This is a genomic window from Mycobacterium sp. NGS17, from assembly GCF_059813205.1.
In genome coordinates this window covers 63,787-80,979 of the sequence record NZ_JCALED010000001.1, presented here as the reverse complement: position 1 = coordinate 80,979, position 17,193 = coordinate 63,787, and the positions used below count along the sequence as shown (strand labels likewise).

At 67.3% G+C, this 17,193-nt stretch carries 15 protein-coding genes; 7 read left to right on the top strand and 8 right to left on the bottom strand.

All coding sequences use genetic code 11. The features are described 5' to 3' along the window. Positions 1-248: 248 nt before the first annotated feature. Complete coding sequence (locus tag AC5Y7E_RS00440) at positions 249-1,181, top strand: LysR family transcriptional regulator (protein WP_499947114.1); 933 nt, start codon at positions 249-251, stop codon at positions 1,179-1,181. Here the strand turns inward: AC5Y7E_RS00440 and oxc are convergent. Further along, positions 1,165-2,916 carry an oxalyl-CoA decarboxylase gene (gene oxc / locus AC5Y7E_RS00435; protein WP_499947113.1) on the bottom strand — a complete coding sequence of 584 codons (1,752 nt, stop codon included), beginning with the start codon at positions 2,914-2,916 and terminating at the stop codon, positions 1,165-1,167. The genes AC5Y7E_RS00440 and oxc overlap by 17 nt on opposite strands. Positions 2,917-3,154: 238 nt before the next feature. On the opposite strand from oxc, the gene AC5Y7E_RS00430 reads away from it, so the two are divergent. Further along, on the top strand, positions 3,155-4,741 hold the full coding sequence (locus tag AC5Y7E_RS00430; protein WP_499917548.1) for a FadD7 family fatty acid--CoA ligase: 1,587 nt from the start codon (positions 3,155-3,157) through the stop codon (positions 4,739-4,741). A gap of 6 nt (positions 4,742-4,747) precedes the next feature. Here the strand turns inward: AC5Y7E_RS00430 and AC5Y7E_RS00425 are convergent, their stop codons facing one another. Next, a complete protein-coding gene (locus AC5Y7E_RS00425) occupies positions 4,748-6,907 on the bottom strand; it encodes an elongation factor G-like protein EF-G2 (protein ID WP_499917549.1) in 2,160 nt (719 codons plus the stop codon). Positions 6,908-7,051: 144 nt separating this feature from the next. Then, positions 7,052-7,468 carry a TIGR03668 family PPOX class F420-dependent oxidoreductase gene (locus AC5Y7E_RS00420; protein WP_499947112.1) on the bottom strand — a complete coding sequence of 139 codons (417 nt, stop codon included), beginning with the start codon at positions 7,466-7,468 and terminating at the stop codon, positions 7,052-7,054. 162 nt (positions 7,469-7,630) lie between these two features. Between AC5Y7E_RS00420 and AC5Y7E_RS00415 the strand changes: the two genes are divergently transcribed. The 4 genes from AC5Y7E_RS00415 (at position 7,631) to AC5Y7E_RS00400 (ending at position 12,820) form a co-directional block, all read left to right on the top strand. Continuing rightward, complete coding sequence (locus AC5Y7E_RS00415; RefSeq protein WP_499917551.1) at positions 7,631-8,713, top strand: S1C family serine protease; 1,083 nt, start codon at positions 7,631-7,633, stop codon at positions 8,711-8,713. 121 nt (positions 8,714-8,834) lie between these two features. Then, positions 8,835-10,607, top strand: coding sequence for a maltose alpha-D-glucosyltransferase (treS, locus tag AC5Y7E_RS00410; protein WP_499947111.1), 1,773 nt, complete (start codon positions 8,835-8,837; stop codon positions 10,605-10,607). A 100-nt stretch (positions 10,608-10,707) separates the two neighbouring features. Then, entirely contained in the window at positions 10,708-12,057 is a 1,350-nt protein-coding gene (locus AC5Y7E_RS00405; protein ID WP_499947110.1) for a maltokinase N-terminal cap-like domain-containing protein, read from the top strand. A gap of 58 nt (positions 12,058-12,115) precedes the next feature. After that, complete coding sequence (locus tag AC5Y7E_RS00400) at positions 12,116-12,820, top strand: YoaK family protein (protein ID WP_499947109.1); 705 nt, start codon at positions 12,116-12,118, stop codon at positions 12,818-12,820. A gap of 38 nt (positions 12,821-12,858) precedes the next feature. On the opposite strand, the gene ag85C is transcribed toward AC5Y7E_RS00400, so the two are convergent. The 5 genes from ag85C to AC5Y7E_RS00375 form a co-directional block, all read right to left on the bottom strand. Next, entirely contained in the window at positions 12,859-13,884 is a 1,026-nt protein-coding gene (ag85C, locus tag AC5Y7E_RS00395; RefSeq protein ID WP_499917555.1) for a diacylglycerol acyltransferase/mycolyltransferase Ag85C, read from the bottom strand. A 234-nt stretch (positions 13,885-14,118) separates the two neighbouring features. Then, the gene (locus tag AC5Y7E_RS00390; protein WP_499947108.1) at positions 14,119-14,937 is read right to left on the bottom strand and encodes an ABC transporter permease; all 819 of its coding nucleotides are present in this window, start codon (positions 14,935-14,937) and stop codon (positions 14,119-14,121) included. After that, positions 14,927-15,757 (bottom strand): ATP-binding cassette domain-containing protein, encoded by an 831-nt coding sequence (locus AC5Y7E_RS00385; RefSeq protein WP_499947107.1) that lies wholly within the window; start codon positions 15,755-15,757, stop codon positions 14,927-14,929. The genes AC5Y7E_RS00390 and AC5Y7E_RS00385 overlap by 11 nt, the downstream gene beginning before the upstream one ends. Next, entirely contained in the window at positions 15,754-16,206 is a 453-nt protein-coding gene (locus AC5Y7E_RS00380) for a MarR family winged helix-turn-helix transcriptional regulator (RefSeq protein WP_499917558.1), read from the bottom strand. The genes AC5Y7E_RS00385 and AC5Y7E_RS00380 overlap by 4 nt, the downstream gene beginning before the upstream one ends. A gap of 68 nt (positions 16,207-16,274) precedes the next feature. After that, positions 16,275-16,772, bottom strand: coding sequence for a metallophosphoesterase family protein (locus AC5Y7E_RS00375; RefSeq protein WP_499947106.1), 498 nt, complete (start codon positions 16,770-16,772; stop codon positions 16,275-16,277). Between the two features lie 93 nt (positions 16,773-16,865). On the opposite strand from AC5Y7E_RS00375, the gene AC5Y7E_RS00370 reads away from it, so the two are divergent. Continuing rightward, positions 16,866-17,174, top strand: coding sequence for a metal-sensitive transcriptional regulator (locus AC5Y7E_RS00370; RefSeq protein ID WP_499947105.1), 309 nt, complete (start codon positions 16,866-16,868; stop codon positions 17,172-17,174). Positions 17,175-17,193 lie beyond the last annotated feature (19 nt).

Below are 17,193 nucleotides of genomic sequence, written 5' to 3'. Positions count from 1 at the left end.
CGTCGGAGCGCATCCGGGTGGGTCCCGCGTGCCGCGGAAGTTGCGCAAGCCTGAGCCGCAGTTGCGTGAAACCGGTACCAGCGCTTCGGTTTTCGCGGTCGCGGTGTTACGAGCAGCCCGAAAGGCCGAATTCATGTGGATAGCCGCGATGGCGGTGGCGCAAACTTCGGCTTGGCCCGCCAGTCGGCAACGCGCTAGCCTCAGCGGATCGGTGCCCGAGAGGCCCAGCCCGAACCCGAGGAGTGCGGGTGCTGTTCCGTCAACTGGAGTACTTTGTGGCGGTCGCTTCCGAGCGGCACTTCGCCCGGGCGGCCGAGAAATGCTTTGTCTCCCAGCCGGCGCTCTCGGCCGCGATCGCCAAGCTCGAAGGAGAACTGAATGTCACGCTGATCAATCGCGGACACAGCTTCGAGGGCCTCACTCCCGAAGGCGAGCGGCTGGTGGTGTGGGCCAGGCGGATCCTCGCCGAACACGATGCGTTCAAGTCCGAAGTGGACGCCGTGCGCTCGGGCGTCACCGGGACACTTCGGCTGGGCACCGTTCCCACCGCCTCCACCACGGCTTCCCTGGTGCTCTCCGCGTTCTGTTCGGCGCACCCATTGGTGAAGGTGCACATCCTCTCTCGGCTGGCGGCCACCGAACTGTACCGGCGGCTCCGCGAGTTCGAGATCGATGCCGCCATCGTGCATGCGGCGCCGGAAGAAGCACACGACGTGAATCTGGTTTCGCTGTACCAGGAGCGATATGTGCTGCTGGCGCCGGCGGCCATGGTGGGATCCGGCGCGACGACGATGACCTGGGTGGAGGCCGCGCAACTGCCGCTGGCGTTGCTCACTCCCGCGATGCGTGATCGCCAGATCATCGACAAGTCGTTCGCCGATCATTCCCTCACCGTCAGCCCGCAGGTCGAAACCGATTCCGTCGCATCGTTATTCGCTCAGGTCTCGGCGGGCAACTGGGCGTCGATCGTGCCGCACACGTGGCTGTGGACGTCGCCGCTGGGGCCGGCCATCCGGGCGGTGGAAATGGTCGACCCGGTGCTCAAAGCCGATGTCGCCCTGGCCACCAGCTCGAGCGGACCCGGATCGCCGATCGCCCGCGCGCTGGCCACATCCGCCGAACAGCTTTCGCTCAACGAGTTTTTCGACGCGCAGCTGCTGGGGCTTACCCACCGTCGCTGAGCGCCGCCGCCGGTGGGGCGGTGGCGGCGCTGGCCGGGTTCAGGTTGGACAGATGCCCGCTTTCGACCCCCGCCGCCGGGTCGAGTTCGCAGTCGATGAGTGAGGGCGCCCGGGAGCCGATCGCCTCTGTCAGCGCCGCGCGCAGCTCCGACGGGGTGGTGACGTGATAGCCCTTGCCGCCGAACGCCTGCGCGATCAGCTCGTGGCGCGCCCGGGCGTTCAGCACGGTCGGGGCCGGGTCGGATCTCGCGGCGGCCGCACCGGGTGTGGCCTCGTCACCGCGGTAGACACCGCCGTTGTTGAGGATGACCACGGTCACCGGCAGCCGGTAGCGGCAGATGGTTTCGATCTCCATGCCGCTGAAGCCGAACGCGCTGTCCCCCTCGATTGCGACCACCGGCTTGCCGGTCTCGACCGCGGCGGCGATGGCATACCCCATCCCGATGCCCATCACGCCCCAGGTTCCGGTGTCCAGCCGGTGCCGCGGCAGCTCCATGTCGATGACATTGCGGGCCAGATCGAGCGCGTTGGCGCCTTCGTTGACGACGTACACATCCCGGTTGTCCTGCAGCACAGACTGAATCGCACCAAGCGCGTTGTAAAACCGCATGGGGTGCGGGTTTTGGGCCAGGCGCTCGCGCATCTTGGCGTCGTTGCGTGCCGTGCGCTCGGCCAGCTCGCCCGTCCATTGCGGCGGCGCGGTGATCGGGCGGGCGGCCACGCCGTCACACAGGCCGGACATCACCGAGCCGATGTCTCCGGCCAGCGGCGCGACCTGCTGGTTGCTGTCGAACTCGGACGCGGCGATGTCCACCTGGACGAATTTGGCGTCACGGCTCCACTGCGGTGACTCCCCATGCCCCAGAAGCCAATTCAGTCGGGCGCCGACCAGCAGGACCGCATCGGCGCGCGAGATCGCCAGGGAGCGGGCGGCCGCGGCGGACTGCGGGTGCGAATCGGGGAGCAGCCCCTTGGCCATCGACATCGGCAGGAAAGGAATACCGGTGGCCTCGACGAATTTCCTAATCACGTTGTCGGCCTGGGCATACGCGGCGCCCTTGCCCAGCACGATCAACGGTCGCTGCGCTTGAGCCAGCACGTCCAGCGCGCGTTCGACGGCGTCCGCAGCCGGCAGCTGTCGGGGGGCGGGGTCGATGATGCGCCAGACCGTCCTCGCCGCGGCGTCTGCGTTCATGGCCTGACCCAGAACCTCACCGGGGATGTCCAGATAGACGCCGCCGGGCCGTCCGGAGACCGCGGTGCGGATGGCGCGCGCGACCCCGCGCCCGATGTCTTCGATCCGATTGATCCGATAGGCGGCCTTGGCGAACGGCTTCGCCGCGTTGAGTTGGTCGAGGTCCTGGTAATCGCCTCGCTGCAGGTCCACCAGCGCCCGATTGCTGGAGCCGGAGATCTGGATCATCGGAAAGCAATTCGTCGTGGCGTTCGCCAGCGCGGGCAGGGCGTTGAGGAACCCGGGTCCGGAGGTCGTGAGGCAGACGCCGGGACGCCGGGTGAGGAATCCGGCGGCGGCGGCGGCGTTGCCGGCCGAGGATTCCTGCCGGAAACCGATGTAGCGGATTCCCGACGCCTGCGCGACTCGGGCGAGGTCGGTGATCGGGATGCCGACGATGCCGTAGATCGTCTCGACGTCGTTGGCCATCAGCGCGTCCACCACGAGGTGAAAGCCGTCGATCAGGCCCCTCGGGTTCGGAGGTACCGAAGCGGTGGACATGGGCGACTCCTCGGGTGCTGTGCGGTACGGCCTTGGCCATCACTGTGACCCCGGCGCATCCCACGTGTCCAAGACGAGGGCACTATCCCTCGATTTATGTTGGCTATCGTCACAGGTCACGGCCACACTACGGGAGTTAATAGCCCCCGGTTATCGATCGTGAGCGAATCGGTATTGGACGCACCAGAAAGCCGACCGGCAGGGTGGCATCGATGGCAAGAGTGGAAGGAGTTCGGCGATGGGGTCGAATGACGGCGGCGGGGGGTCGACAGAATCCGCGAGCATCGCCGATCTGGTCGAGGCGGCGGCACGCCGATCGTCGGAGGCGCGCGCGCTGGTGGTCACCGCCGATCACCTACGGGTCGACTATCGCGATCTGCTCCGGCTGGTCGATGACCTGGCCGCGAAGCTGAAGGCCGCCGGCTTGCTGCGCGGCGACCGGGTGGCGCTGCGCGCCGGCAGTAACGCCGAATTCGTCGTCGGGCTACTGGGGGCGTCGCGTGCGGATCTCGTTGTGGTTCCGCTGGATCCGGCCCTGCCCCTCGCCGAACAGCGTGCCCGCAGCGCGGCGGTGGGCGCCCGGGCGGTGCTGGTCGACCAGCCCGGCGACAGCGATGCGACCGCACCGGACGGCTTGCCGTCCTGGCCGGTCGCGGTGGCCGTCGGGTCTGACGGCACCGCCGCGACGGTCAGCCTGGACGTCACCGCGGCACCCCGGCGTGACGTGTCGACACCGGAGGGGCTGCGCGAGCACGACGCCATGATCATGTTCACCGGCGGAACCACCGGTGTGCCCAAGATGGTTCCGTGGACGCGCCACAACATCGCTCGCTCGGTGGCGGCCATCATCGCGGGCTATGGGCTTGATGCACAGGACGCGACGGTGGCGGTGATGCCGCTCTACCACGGGCACGGTCTGCTCGCCGCGCTGCTGGGCACCCTGGTGTCCGGGGGAGCGGTGTTGCTGCCGGCGCGGGGAAAGTTTTCGGCGCACACCTTCTGGGACGACATCGAGGCCGTCGGGGCCACCTGGTACACCGCCGTCCCGACGATTCATCAGATCTTGCTGGAGCGCGCCCGAACCGAGCAGCCGAGCGGCTCGCACGCCCTGCGGTTCATCCGCAGTTGCAGCGCACCGCTGACCGCCGAGACCGCGCAGGCGCTGCACGACACCTTCTCGGCGCCGGTGGTGTGCGCCTTCGGGATGACCGAGTCGACCCACCAGGTGGCGACGACGGCCATCGGCGGTGCCGGCCACACTGAAAACCCCGGTGCCACACCCGGACTCGTCGGCCGGTCGACCGGACCGGAAATCCGGATCGTCGGACCCGACGGCCAGGCGCTGCCGCCGGACGCGGTCGGCGAAGTCTGGCTGCACGGCCCGACCGTGGTGCGCGGCTACCTCGGCGACCCGTCCATCACCGCCGCCAACTTCACCGAAGGGTGGTTGCACACCGGCGACCTCGGAACGCTGTCGCCGGCCGGTGACCTCGTCATCCGCGGCCGCATCAAGGAGCTCATCAACCGGGGCGGCGAGAAGATTTCGCCGGAGCGCGTCGAGGGCATCCTGGCCACCCACCCCGACGTGCTGGAGGTCGGCGTGTTCGGCGTGCCGGACAAGCTGTACGGCGAGTCCGTGGCCGCGGTCATCGTCGCGCGTGGATCCGCCGCCCCGACGGCCGACGAACTGACGGCGTTCTGCCGTGACCGCCTGGCACCCTTCGAGGTGCCCGCCGAGTTTCAACTGACCGCCGAGTTGCCGCACACCGCGAAGGGTTCGCTGGACCGGCGCGCGGTGACGGAGCGGTTCGGCCGCAAAAGCTGAGGAGTTCTAGACGGCGGCGTTCAGTCGGGCGGCCGCGGATTCCGGCATGGGTTCGTAGCGGGCGAAGGACCGGGTGAACGACGCGGCCCCATGGGCCAGGGACCGCAGGTCGATGGCATAGCGGGTCAGCTCCACCTGCGGCACCTCGGCGTTGACCACGGTGCGCTCGTTGCCCGCGGTGTCGGAGCCGAGCACCCGCCCCCGCCGGCTGGACAGATCACCCATCACCGCACCGACGAAGTCGTCGGGCACCAGCACCGAAATCTCGTCGATGGGCTCGAGCAGCGCCACCTTGGTCACCGCGGCGGCCTCCCGCAACGCCAGCGAGCCCGCCATCTGAAACGCGAAGTCCGACGAGTCGACGCTGTGCGCCTTGCCGTCGAGCAGCGTGACCCGGATATCGACCACCGGGTAGCCCGCGTGCACGCCCTTCTCCATCTGGGCCCGCACGCCCTTCTCCACGCTCGGGATGAACTGCCGCGGCACCGCCCCGCCGACCACCTTGTCGACGAACTCGAACCCGGAACCTTCCGGCAACGGCTCCACCTCGATGTCGCACACCGCGTACTGGCCGTGCCCGCCGGACTGCTTGACGTGGCGCCCGTGGCCTTTGGCCTTGCCGGCGAACGTCTCTCGCAGGGGAACGCGCAGTTCCACGGTGTCGACGGTGACGCCGTACCGGTTGGCCAGCGCCTCCAGCACCACGCCCGCGTGGGACTCGCCCATGCACCACAGCACGATCTGGTGGGTCTCCTGGTTCTGCTCGATCCGCAGCGTCGGGTCTTCCGCGGCCAACCGGCCCAGCCCCACCGACAACTTGTCCTCGTCGGTCTTGGCGTGGGCCGCGATAGCGATCGGCAGCAGCGGCTCGGGCATGGTCCAGGGCTTCAATACCAACGGCTCGGACTTATCCGAAAGCGTGTCACCGGTTTCCGCGCGGCTCAGTTTGCCGATCGCGCAGATGTCACCGGCCACCACCGCCTGCGCCGGGCGCTGCTGCTTGCCCAGCGGGAAGGACAGCACCCCGATGCGCTCGTCCTCGTCGTGGTCGGGATGCGCATGACCACTGCCGTTGCCGGTGCCGAAGAACGACGCAAAGTGGCCCGACACATGAACCGTCGTGTCGGGCCTGATGGTCCCGGCGAACACCCGGACCAGGCTGACCCTGCCGACGTACGGGTCCGACGTCGTCTTCACCACCTCCGCGAGCAAGGGGGCGTCCGGCGAACACGTCAGGCTGGCGTGCGGCGCACCGACCTGGGTGAAGACCTCCGGCAGCGGGTGTTCCATCGGCGACGGGAAGCCGCGAGTGGCGACCTCCAGCAACTCCAGGGTGCCCACGCCGCTGCCGCTGCAGACCGGGATCACCGGAAAGAACGATCCCCGGGCGACCGCGCGCTCGAGATCCTGGATCAGCACGGACTCGTCGATGACCTCGCCCCCGAGGTAGCGCTCCATCAGCGACTCGTCCTCGGACTCCTCGATGATTCCCTCGATCAGGGCGCCGCGCGCCTCCTCGATCTGCTCGGCGTCGGAGGGGTCCGGCGGTTGCACGGTGCGTTTGCCGTCGGTGTATTCGTACCGCGTTTGCGACAACAGCCCGATCAGGCCGTGGCAGGAGGGCAGGCCGGTAGGCAGGTACAGCGGTAAAACCTTGTCGCCGAACGCATTCTGCGCGGCGGCCAACGCGTCGGAATAATTTGCCCTGGCGTGGTCGAGCTTGGTGATCACCACGGCGCGGGGCATGCCGACCTGGTCGCATTCCTGCCAAAGCGATTTGGTGGGCTGGTCGACGCCTTCGTTGGCCGCGATGACGAACAGCGCGCAATCCGCGGCGCGTAGCCCCGCCCGCAACTCGCCGACGAAGTCGGCGTATCCGGGAGTGTCGACCAGGTTCACCTTGATGCCGTTGTGCGACAGGGATGCCACCGCGACGCCCACCGACCGTTGTTGTCGGATCTCGGCGTCGTCGTAATCGCAAACCGTGCTGCCGTCGGCCACCGAACCGCTCCGGGTCAGCACACCGGCGGCGACCAACAGGGCTTCTACGAGTGTGGTTTTGCCCCCACCCGACGGACCGACCAGCACCACGTTGCGGATTTCGTCGGGACCGTTGGCGGTAGGAGCGTTCCCCGCTCCTTGGGAAGCGTTTGTCCTGTCGGCCATGACTTTCCTCCAGGTTGCCCGGGGCGCGCCATTGCTGTCCTAGCCAGCACCTATCTAGCTACCATCCACCCAACTTCGGTCGACCACAAGACCGTCGGACCGAATCAGCCGCCACGGCGGTGGGCGGCCCCGCCGAGCCGGCGCTCAGTGATGCCAGCTGGACCAACGCCGCACCGCGACCTCGATCACCGGGCCGTCCAGCGAAACCGATTGATACTGTGGGTATTTCGCTCGTAGCAGCAGGCGCCCGAGCTCAACGGCGTCACCGTGGGTGTGGACGGTGGCGACACCGTCGGCGCGCACCCACCACAGCTGGGCCCAGTCGTCGGCGTAGTGATCCACGAGCAGGCTCACCCGGGGGTTGCCGTCGATGTTGGTCAGGCGGCGCAGCCGCTGTGTCGTTTTCGGCTTCGCGTCGACGGCCGTGTAGACCACGTCGCCGTCGTCGACGGCGACGGCGAACACCACCGGCACCAGGTGCGGCAGGCCGCCGGGCGTGACCGTCGCCAGTCGGGCCACCGGGGCCCGGCCGAAGCTGGCCTTGGGTTCGAATTCGCCCACCGTGTCAGCTTAAGACGCGCGGTAGCTGCGGACGGGCTGGTCAGAACCTCACCCATGCCGTGCATAGCTACCTGCATTACGGTTATATACACACACATGTGCCGCCAAGAGCCTGAGGCCGGGACAATTTGTTCTCTACCGCGAAGCAGGAGGGTGACACCGATGAGCAAACCGCACCACCGCCCGGTCCTGTGGTCATGGTTGGTCAGCGTGCTGACGGTGGCCGGACTGTGGCTTGGTCTGGGGTCCGGCGTGGGCCTTGCGCCGGCTTCGGCGTCACCGTCCAACCTGACGCTGGATCGGTTCACCGACCGCCCCCTGGCGCCACTCGACCCGTCGGCGGCGGTCGGTCAGGTGGGGCCGCAGGTGGTCAACATCGACACCAAATTCGGCTACAACAACGCGGTGGGCGCCGGAACCGGCATCGTGATCGATCCCAACGGGGTCGTGTTGACGAACAACCACGTGATCTCGGGCGCCACCGACATCAGCGCATTCGCCGTCGGCAACGGCCAGAGCTACGCCGTTGACGTGGTCGGCTACGACCGCACCCAGGACATCGCGGTGCTGCAGCTTCGCGGCGCGGCCGGCCTTCCCACCGCCGCGATCGGGGGCGCGGCGACCGTGGGTGAGCCGATCGTCGCGCTCGGCAACGTCGGCGGCCAGGGCGGCACGCCCAACGCCGTGGCCGGCAAGGTCGTCGCGCTCAACCAGAGCGTCTCGGCGACCGACACGCTGACCGGCGCGCAGGAGAACCTGGGTGGCCTGATCCAGGCGGACGCCCCGATCAAGCCCGGTGACTCCGGTGGTCCCATGGTGAACAGCGCCGGGCAGGTGATCGGCGTGGACACCGCCGCCACCGACAGCTACAAGATGTCCGGCGGGCAGGGCTTCGCCATTCCCATCGGACGCGCGATGGGGGTTGCCGGCCAGATCCGGTCGGGCGCCGGCTCGAACACGGTTCACATCGGTCCCACCGCCTTCCTGGGTCTGGGTGTGATGGACAACAACGGCAACGGCGCGCTGGTGCAGCGCGTCGTCAGCACCGGCCCCGCGGCGGCCGCCGGCATCGCGCCCGGCGACGTCATCACCGGCGTCGACAACGTCGCGATCAACGGCGCGACCTCCATGACCGGGGTGCTCGTCCCGCATCACCCGGGGGACACCATCGCGGTGCACTACCGGTCCAACAATGGCGGCGATCACACCGTGGACATCACCCTGGCGGAGGGGCCACCGGCCTGACAGCCGCGCCGACGGGACCGGGCCGGTGGCCAAATCGTTTGCGAGCGGGCGTGTTTCGACGTAAACGTAGGTGCGTGATTCCGAAAGTGGCGCCTAGGGTACCCGTGGCATCGTGGATTTGATGAACGACGCAAGAGAAGCTGTCGAGCACCATCCCGAGGGGGGCAGTCACGTCCAGGACGGCGTCGTGGAGCACCCCGACGCCGAGGACTTCAACAACGCCGCCGCGCTGCCCACCGACCCCACGTGGTTCAAGCACGCGGTGTTCTACGAGGTGCTGGTGCGGGCCTTCCTGGACGGCAATGCGGACGGATCCGGCGACCTGCGCGGGCTGCTGCAACGACTGGACTACCTGCAGTGGCTGGGCATCGACTGCATCTGGCTGCCACCCTTCTACGACTCGCCTCTGCGAGACGGCGGATACGACATCCGGGACTTCTACAAGGTGCTGCCCGAGTTCGGCACGGTCGAGGATTTCGTCGCGCTGCTCAACGCCGCGCACGAGCGGGGCATCCGGGTCATCACCGACCTGGTGATGAACCACACCTCCGATTCGCACCCTTGGTTTCAGGAGTCGCGGCACGACCCCGACGGCCCGTACGGCGACTTCTACGTGTGGAGCGACACCGCGGAGAAGTACACCGACGCGAGGATCATCTTCATCGACACCGAGGAGTCGAACTGGACCTTCGACCCGGTGCGCAAGCAGTTCTACTGGCACCGGTTCTTCTCCCATCAGCCCGACCTGAACTACGACAACCCCGCCGTGCAGGAAGCCATGATCGACGTGCTCCGGTTCTGGCTCGAACTCGGTATCGACGGATTCCGCCTGGACGCGGTGCCCTACCTCTTCGAGCGCGAGGGCACCAACTGCGAGAATCTGCCCGAGACGCACGCCTTCCTCAAGCGGGTTCGCAAAGTCATCGACGACGAATTCCCCGGCCGGGTGCTGCTGGCCGAGGCCAACCAGTGGCCGGCCGACGTCGTCGAGTACTTCGGCGACGCCACCACCGGCGGCGACGAATGCCACATGGCGTTTCATTTCCCGCTGATGCCGCGCATTTTCATGGCCGTGCGCCGGGAATCGCGCTTTCCGATTTCGGAGATCCTGGCCCAGACGCCCGAGATCCCCGATATGGCGCAGTGGGGCATCTTCCTGCGTAACCACGACGAGTTGACGCTGGAGATGGTCACCGACGAAGAGCGTGACTATATGTACTCCGAGTACGCCAAGGATCCGCGGATGAAGGCGAACGTCGGGATCCGCCGCCGGCTGGCGCCGCTGCTGGACAACGACCGCAACCAGATCGAGCTGTTCACCGCGCTGCTGATGTCGCTGCCCGGCTCGCCGGTGCTGTACTACGGCGACGAGATCGGCATGGGCGACGTGATCTGGTTGGGTGACCGCGACGGGGTGCGCACACCGATGCAGTGGACACCGGACCGCAACGCGGGCTTCTCCAAGGCCAACCCGGGCCGGCTTTATCTGCCGCCCAGCCAGGATTCCGTCTACGGCTACCAGGCGGTCAACGTGGAGGCGCAACGCGACACCTCCACGTCGCTGCTCAACTTCACCCGGACGATGCTGGCCGTGCGGCGCCGTCACGAGGCCTTCGCGATCGGGACCTTCGAGGAGCTGGGCGGCTCGAACCCCTCGGTGCTGGCCTTCGTGCGGCAGGTGTCCGACGACGGTGACACCGTCCTGTGCGTCAACAACCTGTCGCGTTTCCCCCAGCCGATCGAACTGAATCTGCAGCATTGGAGCGGTTGCACGCCGATCGAGCTGACCGGACAGGTGGAGTTTCCGCGCATCGGTCACCTGCCCTACCTGCTCACACTCCCCGGACACGGGTTCTACTGGTTCCAGTTGACCGGATGCGAGGAGGATTCATGATGAGGGCTCGCGCCGCGGCGATGCCGTGGGGGTACTCCCCAGCCTCGCGGGGAGCGCATCCGCTGGCGGGGAACGGAGCCGATGAGAAGGAGTGGCGCAAATGACTCAGCCGGCCAAGCTGCCTTGGTCTGAGTGGCTTCCACAGCAACGTTGGTACGCAGGACGCAACCGCGAACTGTCCAGCGCCGAGGCGAGCGTGGTCGTCCCGCTCGACGACGGCCTCGACCTGGTGCTCGTCGACGCCGACTACGCCGACGGTTCCCGGCACCGCTACCAGGTGATCGTGCGCTGGGACGCTCCCCCGGTCTCCGAATACAGCAACGTCGCCACCATCGGCGCCGTCGACGACCGGACGGCCTTCGATGCGATGTATGACGCCGTTGCGCCGCGGTTCCTGCTCTCGCTCATCGACTCGTCGGCCTCGCGCGGCGCGTCGGGCACCGAGATCAACTTCGCCAAGGAACCGGATGCGAAGCTGCCCCTGGAGGCGATGGCGCACGTATCCGATGCCGAGCAGTCCAACACCAGCGTCATCTTCGACCGCGACGCCATCTTCAAGGTCTTCCGCCGGGTCAGCAGCGGCATCAACCCCGACGTCGAGCTGAACCGCGTGCTGGGCCGGGCCGGTAACCCGCACGTCGCGCGGCTGCTGGGAAGCTACGAGATGACGGGTTCGGACGGCGGCGCCGACGCGGCATGGCCGCTGGGCATGGTCACCGAATTCGCCGCGAATTCCGCCGAAGGCTGGGCGATGGCCACCGCCAGCGTCCGCGACCTGTTCGCCGAAGGCGATCTCTACGCGTACGAGGTCGGCGGCGACTTCGCCGGGGAGTCCTACCGGCTCGGCGAGGCCGTGGCGTCGGTGCACGCGACCCTGGCCGAGGCCCTGGGCACCTCGCAGGCCGTTTTCCCGGTGGACAACGTGCTGTCGCGGCTGTCCTCGACGGTGGCGCAGGTACCCGCGCTCGAGGAGCACGCGGCGACGATCGAAGAGCGATTTCAGAAGTTGGTCTCGGAGACGATCACCGTGCAGCGCATCCACGGCGATCTGCACCTGGGCCAGGTGCTGCGCACGCCGGAGCGCTGGTTGCTGATCGACTTCGAGGGCGAGCCCGGACAGCCGCTCGAGGAGCGCCGTGCGCCCGACTCAGCGTTGCGGGACGTGGCCGGCGTGCTGCGGTCGTTCGACTACGCCGCCTACGGACCGCTGGTGGACCACGCGGATGACAAGCAATTGGCGGCGCGCGCCCGGGAGTGGGTCGAGCGCAACCGGACGGCATTCTGCGACGGCTATGCGGCCGCCTCGGGGATCGACCCGCGCGACTCGGCGCAGCTGCTGGCCGCCTACGAGCTGGACAAGGCCGTCTACGAGGCCGGCTACGAGGCGCGGCACCGGCCGGGCTGGCTGCCAATCCCGTTGCGCTCCATCGCACGTCTTACCGCTGCCTAGCGGGCCGCCGCCTCGGCCGTCCGCTGCGCGGATGGCCGATGTCTGAAAACATGTGCGGGTGCCGAGTGAAATCAACAACAGCGAATCGCGCCTGTCGTGGGTGCTGGCAGTGCTAGCCGGGATCTTGGGGGCGACCGCCTATACGCATTCCGCCGGATACTTCGTGACGTTCATGACCGGCAACGCGCAACGCGCGGCGTTGGGGTTCTTTCGCGGCGACGTGGTGCTCTCGATCTCCGCGGCGGTGTTGATTCTGTGCTTCGTCGCGGGCGTGATAATCGCGTCGGTGTGCCGGCGACATCTCTGGGTGGCGCACCCGCACGGACCGACGGTGTTGACGACATTCAGTTTGGCGGCGGCCACCTTGGTCGACGTCGTCGACGAAGGCTGGGAAGAGAATCTGCTCGACTTTGCACCGATCATGTTGGTGGCGTTCGGGATTGGGGCTTTGAACACATCTTTCGTCAAGGACGGTGAGGTGTCGGTCCCGCTGAGCTATGTGACCGGCACGCTGGTCAAGATGGGTCAGGGCATCGAGCGTCACATCGCGGGTGGGACGGCGGCGGACTGGCTGGGCTACTTCCTGATGTTCGCGAGCCTCGTGGTGGGCGCGGCCGTGGGTGGCTTGATCAGCCTGTTCGTGAACGGGACGTGGATGCTGGTGACAGCCACCGTCGTGTGCGGGCTGACGACCGGCTACACGTATTTCCACTCCGATCGCCGAGCCCTGCTCCAGGAGGCGGGAAAAGAGCATCGGCAGTAGCGCTGACCGGTGCGCTACTGCCGATGCTGGCTTTGGCCTTAAGCCGCGGGAGGGTTAGCGGTGGGCGCGCTAGCCGGTGCGGCGTTGACCGTGTTGAGGGTTTGCAGGATATCGGGCTTCATCGCGACCAACTGCTGGTTCCAGTAGGGCCAGGAGTGCGTCCCGTTGGCAGGGAAGTTGAACACCCCGTTGCGTCCGCCGGCGGCCACGTAGTTGTTCTGGAACTGCTCGTTGGTGCGCAGCGTCATGCCCTCCAGGAACTTCGCCGGCATGTTGTCGCCGCCGAGGTCGCTGGGCGTGCCGTTCCCGCAGTAGACCCAGAGGCGGGTGTTGTTGGCGACGAGTCGCGGAATCTGGATCATCGGGTCGTTGCGCTTCCATGCCGGGTCGCTAGACGGCCCCCACATGCTGTTGGCGTTGTAGCCGCCCGCGTCGTTCATCGCCAGCCCGATCAGGGTGGGCCACCACCCCTCGGAGGGGTTGAGGAAGCCTGACAGCGCGGCGGCGTACGGGAACTGCTGCGGGTAGTAGGCCGCCAGGATCAGCGCGGAGCCGCCCGACATCGACAGGCCCACCGCGGCGTTGCCGGCCGGGGAGACCTGCTTGTTGGCCTGCATCCACAGGGGCATCTCCTGGGTCAGGAAGGTCTCCCACTTGTAGGTGTAGTTCTGTCCGTTACCCGACGACGGCTGGTACCAGTTGCTGTAGAAGCTGGACTGGCCGCCGACCGGCATGATCACCGACAGGCCGGACTGGTAGAACTCCTCGAACGCTGGGGTGTTGATGTCCCAGCCGTTGTAGTCGTCCTGCGCGCGCAGGCCGTCGAGCAGGTAGACGGCGTGCGATCCGCCGCCCTGGAACTGAACCTTGATGTTGCGGCCCATCGACGGCGAGGGCACCTCGAGGTATTCCACCGGAAGGCCGGGCTTGGAGAAGGCCCCCGCGACGGGGGAGCCGCCGGAGGCTACCGCGAGACCGGACAGCAGGGAGGCACCCACAGCCGCGATCGCCAGTCGGCGCGGCATGGTAGCCGCTGCGCCACGCAACTTTTCGAAGAACGACATAGCTCTCTACCCATCCCAACTTTCATCTGCCGCAAGGTGCGGTCGAATCTGTTCTCGGGGAGTGAAACACAGCGAGAGCGCCGAATCCCGTTGTCGCGGCCGGGATGACAGATCGCGGTTAGCTAACGATTGAGCCTCGCGCAGACATCGTCACAGTCGGGTCACGATCGTCTCTCGGAACCCTGCGCAACCCTTGCGCTGCGATGGCGCATGCGCTATCGCGACCGCAGCGCCTCAGGCGACCAGGCGACGTAAAAGCGTTGATGCCGTAACGATTCCGAGCACGGCTGCCACCACCAGCACGACGATGTCCACGGGGTTGAACGGGGTGCCGATCAGCAGTCCGCGCAGCGCGTTCACCTCGTAACTGAGCGGATTGACCTTGCTCAGCACGTGCAGCCACGTCGGCATCACGTCGACCGGGTACAGCGCGTTGGACGCGAAGAACAGCGGCATCGTGATCGCCTGGCCGATCCCCATCAGGCGGTCGCGGTTGCGCACCAGACCGGCCAGGGTCATGGACAGGCAGGCGAAGAACGCGGCGCCGAGCATGACGATGGCCATCGCCGCCAGAATCCGCAGCGGATTGACCGTCAGGCCGACGCCCATCACGTACGCCAACGCGAGCACCCCGACCACCTGGGCCACCGAACGGACGCCGGCGGCGAACGCCTTGCCGGTGATCAGTGCCGACGCCGGGGCCGGCGTCACCATGAGTTTGGCCAGCACTCCGGCGTCTCGATCCCAAATGATTTGTATCCCATAGAAAATGGAGATGAACAGCGCCGACTGGGCGATGATCCCCGGCGCCAGAAACGCCAGATACGACACCGATCCGGTGGGGATGACATGCAGGTGGCTGAACGTGGTCCCGAAGATCAACAGCCACAGCGCGGGCTGCACCATCCGGGTGACGAGCTCGGTCCGGTCGTGTTGCAGCTTCTGCAGTTCGACGATCGCGAATGCTCCGATGCGGCTGGACAGCGCACCGACTCGTTGCCAGCCACGCGGGGCGCGGACCAGCGAGCCCGCCGCGGCGCTATCAACCGACACGACGCGCCACCTTTCTGCTGGAACGGATTTCGCGAATGGACCCGTTGGCTTCCCCTGGGTCCTCTTCTTCGTCCAAACCCGACGCCGCGTAGTGGCGGAATACGTCTTCGAGGGTGGCCGACGGCGACACCGTCGCCTTGAGTCTGTCGGGGGTGCCGACGGCCCGCAGCTGACCGCGATGCATCAGCGCGACCCGATCGCACAGCGCGTCGGCCTCCTCCATGTAGTGGGTGGTCAGCAGGACGGTCATGCCGAACTGGGCCTGCATCTTTTGCACCTGCCCCCACACCCCGTCCCGCGCGATGGGATCCAGGCCGACGGTTGGTTCGTCGAGCACCAGCAGCGACGGGCGGTTGACCAGCGCCTGGGCCACCTCGAGGCGGCGCACCATGCCGCCGGAGTACGACGACGCCAGCCGGTCGGACACCTCCATGAGATCCATGGCGGACAGCGCCTGATCGACGCGGTCGGCGCGCTCGCTGCGGGGCACGCCGTACAACCGCGCGAACCACGCCACATTCTGCCGGCCGGTGAGCGCGGGCTCGATCGAAAGCTGTTGCGGCACATAGCCGATATTGCTTCTGATGTCGGTGGTTTGGCGGCGCGCGTCCATCCCGAAGATACGCAGTTCGCCGTGCTGCACGGGTGTCAGCGTGGTCAGCATCCGGACCATGGTGGTCTTGCCGGCGCCATTGGGCCCCAGCAGTCCCATGGTCTCGCCAGGCCGCACCTGCAGTGTCACGTCATCGACGGCGGTGAACTGGCCATAGCGATAGGTCAGGTTTCGGCCGTCGACCGCGATCGGCAGCGATCCGCTCATGGTCGCCGCTCTCGCAGTTTTCGGGTCATCGTGTCGAGGACCTCCAATCCCTTTGTCAAAGAATCGATTTCGTCGTCATCCAGTTCGCCGATCACCTCGGACAGCAATGCCCGCCGGGTGGCGCGGGATGCGTCGACGACCTGCTGGGCGGGCTCGGCAAGCCGAAGTTGGCAGACCCGGCGGTCGGTGTCTCCCGCCGTCCGCAGCAATAGCCCGCCGGACACCAGCTTGGTGACCAGGGTGGAAGCGGTGTTGGGCACCAGGCCGAGCTCGGCCGCCGCAGCGCTGACCGAAATCCCCGGCCGACGCCCGACCAGCCACAACAGCTCCGATTGAGACTCGGAGAGTCGCGACGAGTCGAATCCGCGGCCGGCCGACCTGCGCAGCTGCCGACGGAACCTGCCGACGACTCCAAAGAGCTCGCCCGCCACATCAGTGCGTGATTTCATATGCACCCCATAATACCTCTGTAGCCGAGCTATTTATGTGGAGAAGCTATGCGTGGGTTATGTACCCGCTACCGGGGAAGGCGATGCAGCACGACGTCGGTCAGCTCGCCGTCGTCGACGTTCGCGGTCATGTAGGTGCAGAACGGTTGCCTGCGGCGGTCCGTCGGCGACCCGGGATTGAGCAGGCGCAACCCGGTCTCGGTGGTGGTGTCCCACGGGATGTGGCTGTGCCCGAAGACCAGCACCTGACTGTCGGGGTAGAGCCGCGACATCCGGGCGTCCCGTCCGCTGGCGGCGCCGGTCTCGTGCACGACGGTGAACCGGACCTCCGCCAGACGTACGTCCGCACGTTCGGGCAACCTCGCCCGCAACGCCGGGCCGTCGTTGTTTCCCCAGCAGCCCACCAGCCGGGCCGCCCGGGCCTCGAGCTCGTCGAGGAACTCCGGCGCTATCCAGTCGCCGGCGTGGACGACGACGTCGGCCTCGGACACCGCGTTCCATACCGGCGCGGGCAGGTCGCGGGCCCTTTTCGGGATGTGGGTATCGGCGATCAACAGCAGCCTCACAGCCCCATCTTGCGCCAAATCGCGCGCATCGTTGCCCGGACCCGGCGGGACGATCAGGGCTATATACCCTACGGGGTATGGTATACAGGACGCATGGGAAGCGAAGGTAACGGCAGCGGATCGCACAACACGGATGTCGCCAAGCACGACGCCGGGGACATCGACGCCGTCCTCGCCCGGTTACGGCGGGCGCACGGTCAGCTCGGGGGCGTCATCTCGATGATCGAGCAGGGTCGCAGTTGCAAGGACGTCGTGACCCAGTTGGCGGCCGTCTCGAAGGCCCTCGATCGCGCGGGCTTCAAGATCATCGCGTCCGGGCTGCGTGACTGCATCGCGCGGCCGGCCGCTCAGCCGGCCGTCTCCATCGATGACCTCGAGAAACTGTTCCTGAGCCTGGCCTGAAGGGCCACGCTGCCGAGAG

Excerpts from the sequence above, each read along its gene's own strand:
- AC5Y7E_RS00430 (WP_499917548.1), top strand. The coding sequence starts at position 3,155 with ATGGGGTCGAATGACGGCGGCGGGGGGTCGACAGAATCCGCGAGCATC.
- AC5Y7E_RS00370 (WP_499947105.1), top strand. The coding sequence starts at position 16,866 with ATGGGAAGCGAAGGTAACGGCAGCGGATCGCACAACACGGATGTCGCC.
- AC5Y7E_RS00405 (WP_499947110.1), top strand. The coding sequence starts at position 10,708 with ATGACTCAGCCGGCCAAGCTGCCTTGGTCTGAGTGGCTTCCACAGCAA.
- AC5Y7E_RS00425 (WP_499917549.1), bottom strand. The coding sequence starts at position 6,907 with ATGGCCGACAGGACAAACGCTTCCCAAGGAGCGGGGAACGCTCCTACC.
- AC5Y7E_RS00380 (WP_499917558.1), bottom strand. The coding sequence starts at position 16,206 with ATGAAATCACGCACTGATGTGGCGGGCGAGCTCTTTGGAGTCGTCGGC.
- ag85C (WP_499917555.1), bottom strand. The coding sequence starts at position 13,884 with ATGTCGTTCTTCGAAAAGTTGCGTGGCGCAGCGGCTACCATGCCGCGC.
- oxc (WP_499947113.1), bottom strand. The coding sequence starts at position 2,916 with ATGTCCACCGCTTCGGTACCTCCGAACCCGAGGGGCCTGATCGACGGC.
- AC5Y7E_RS00385 (WP_499947107.1), bottom strand. The coding sequence starts at position 15,757 with ATGAGCGGATCGCTGCCGATCGCGGTCGACGGCCGAAACCTGACCTAT.
- treS (WP_499947111.1), top strand. The coding sequence starts at position 8,835 with ATGAACGACGCAAGAGAAGCTGTCGAGCACCATCCCGAGGGGGGCAGT.
- AC5Y7E_RS00415 (WP_499917551.1), top strand. The coding sequence starts at position 7,631 with ATGAGCAAACCGCACCACCGCCCGGTCCTGTGGTCATGGTTGGTCAGC.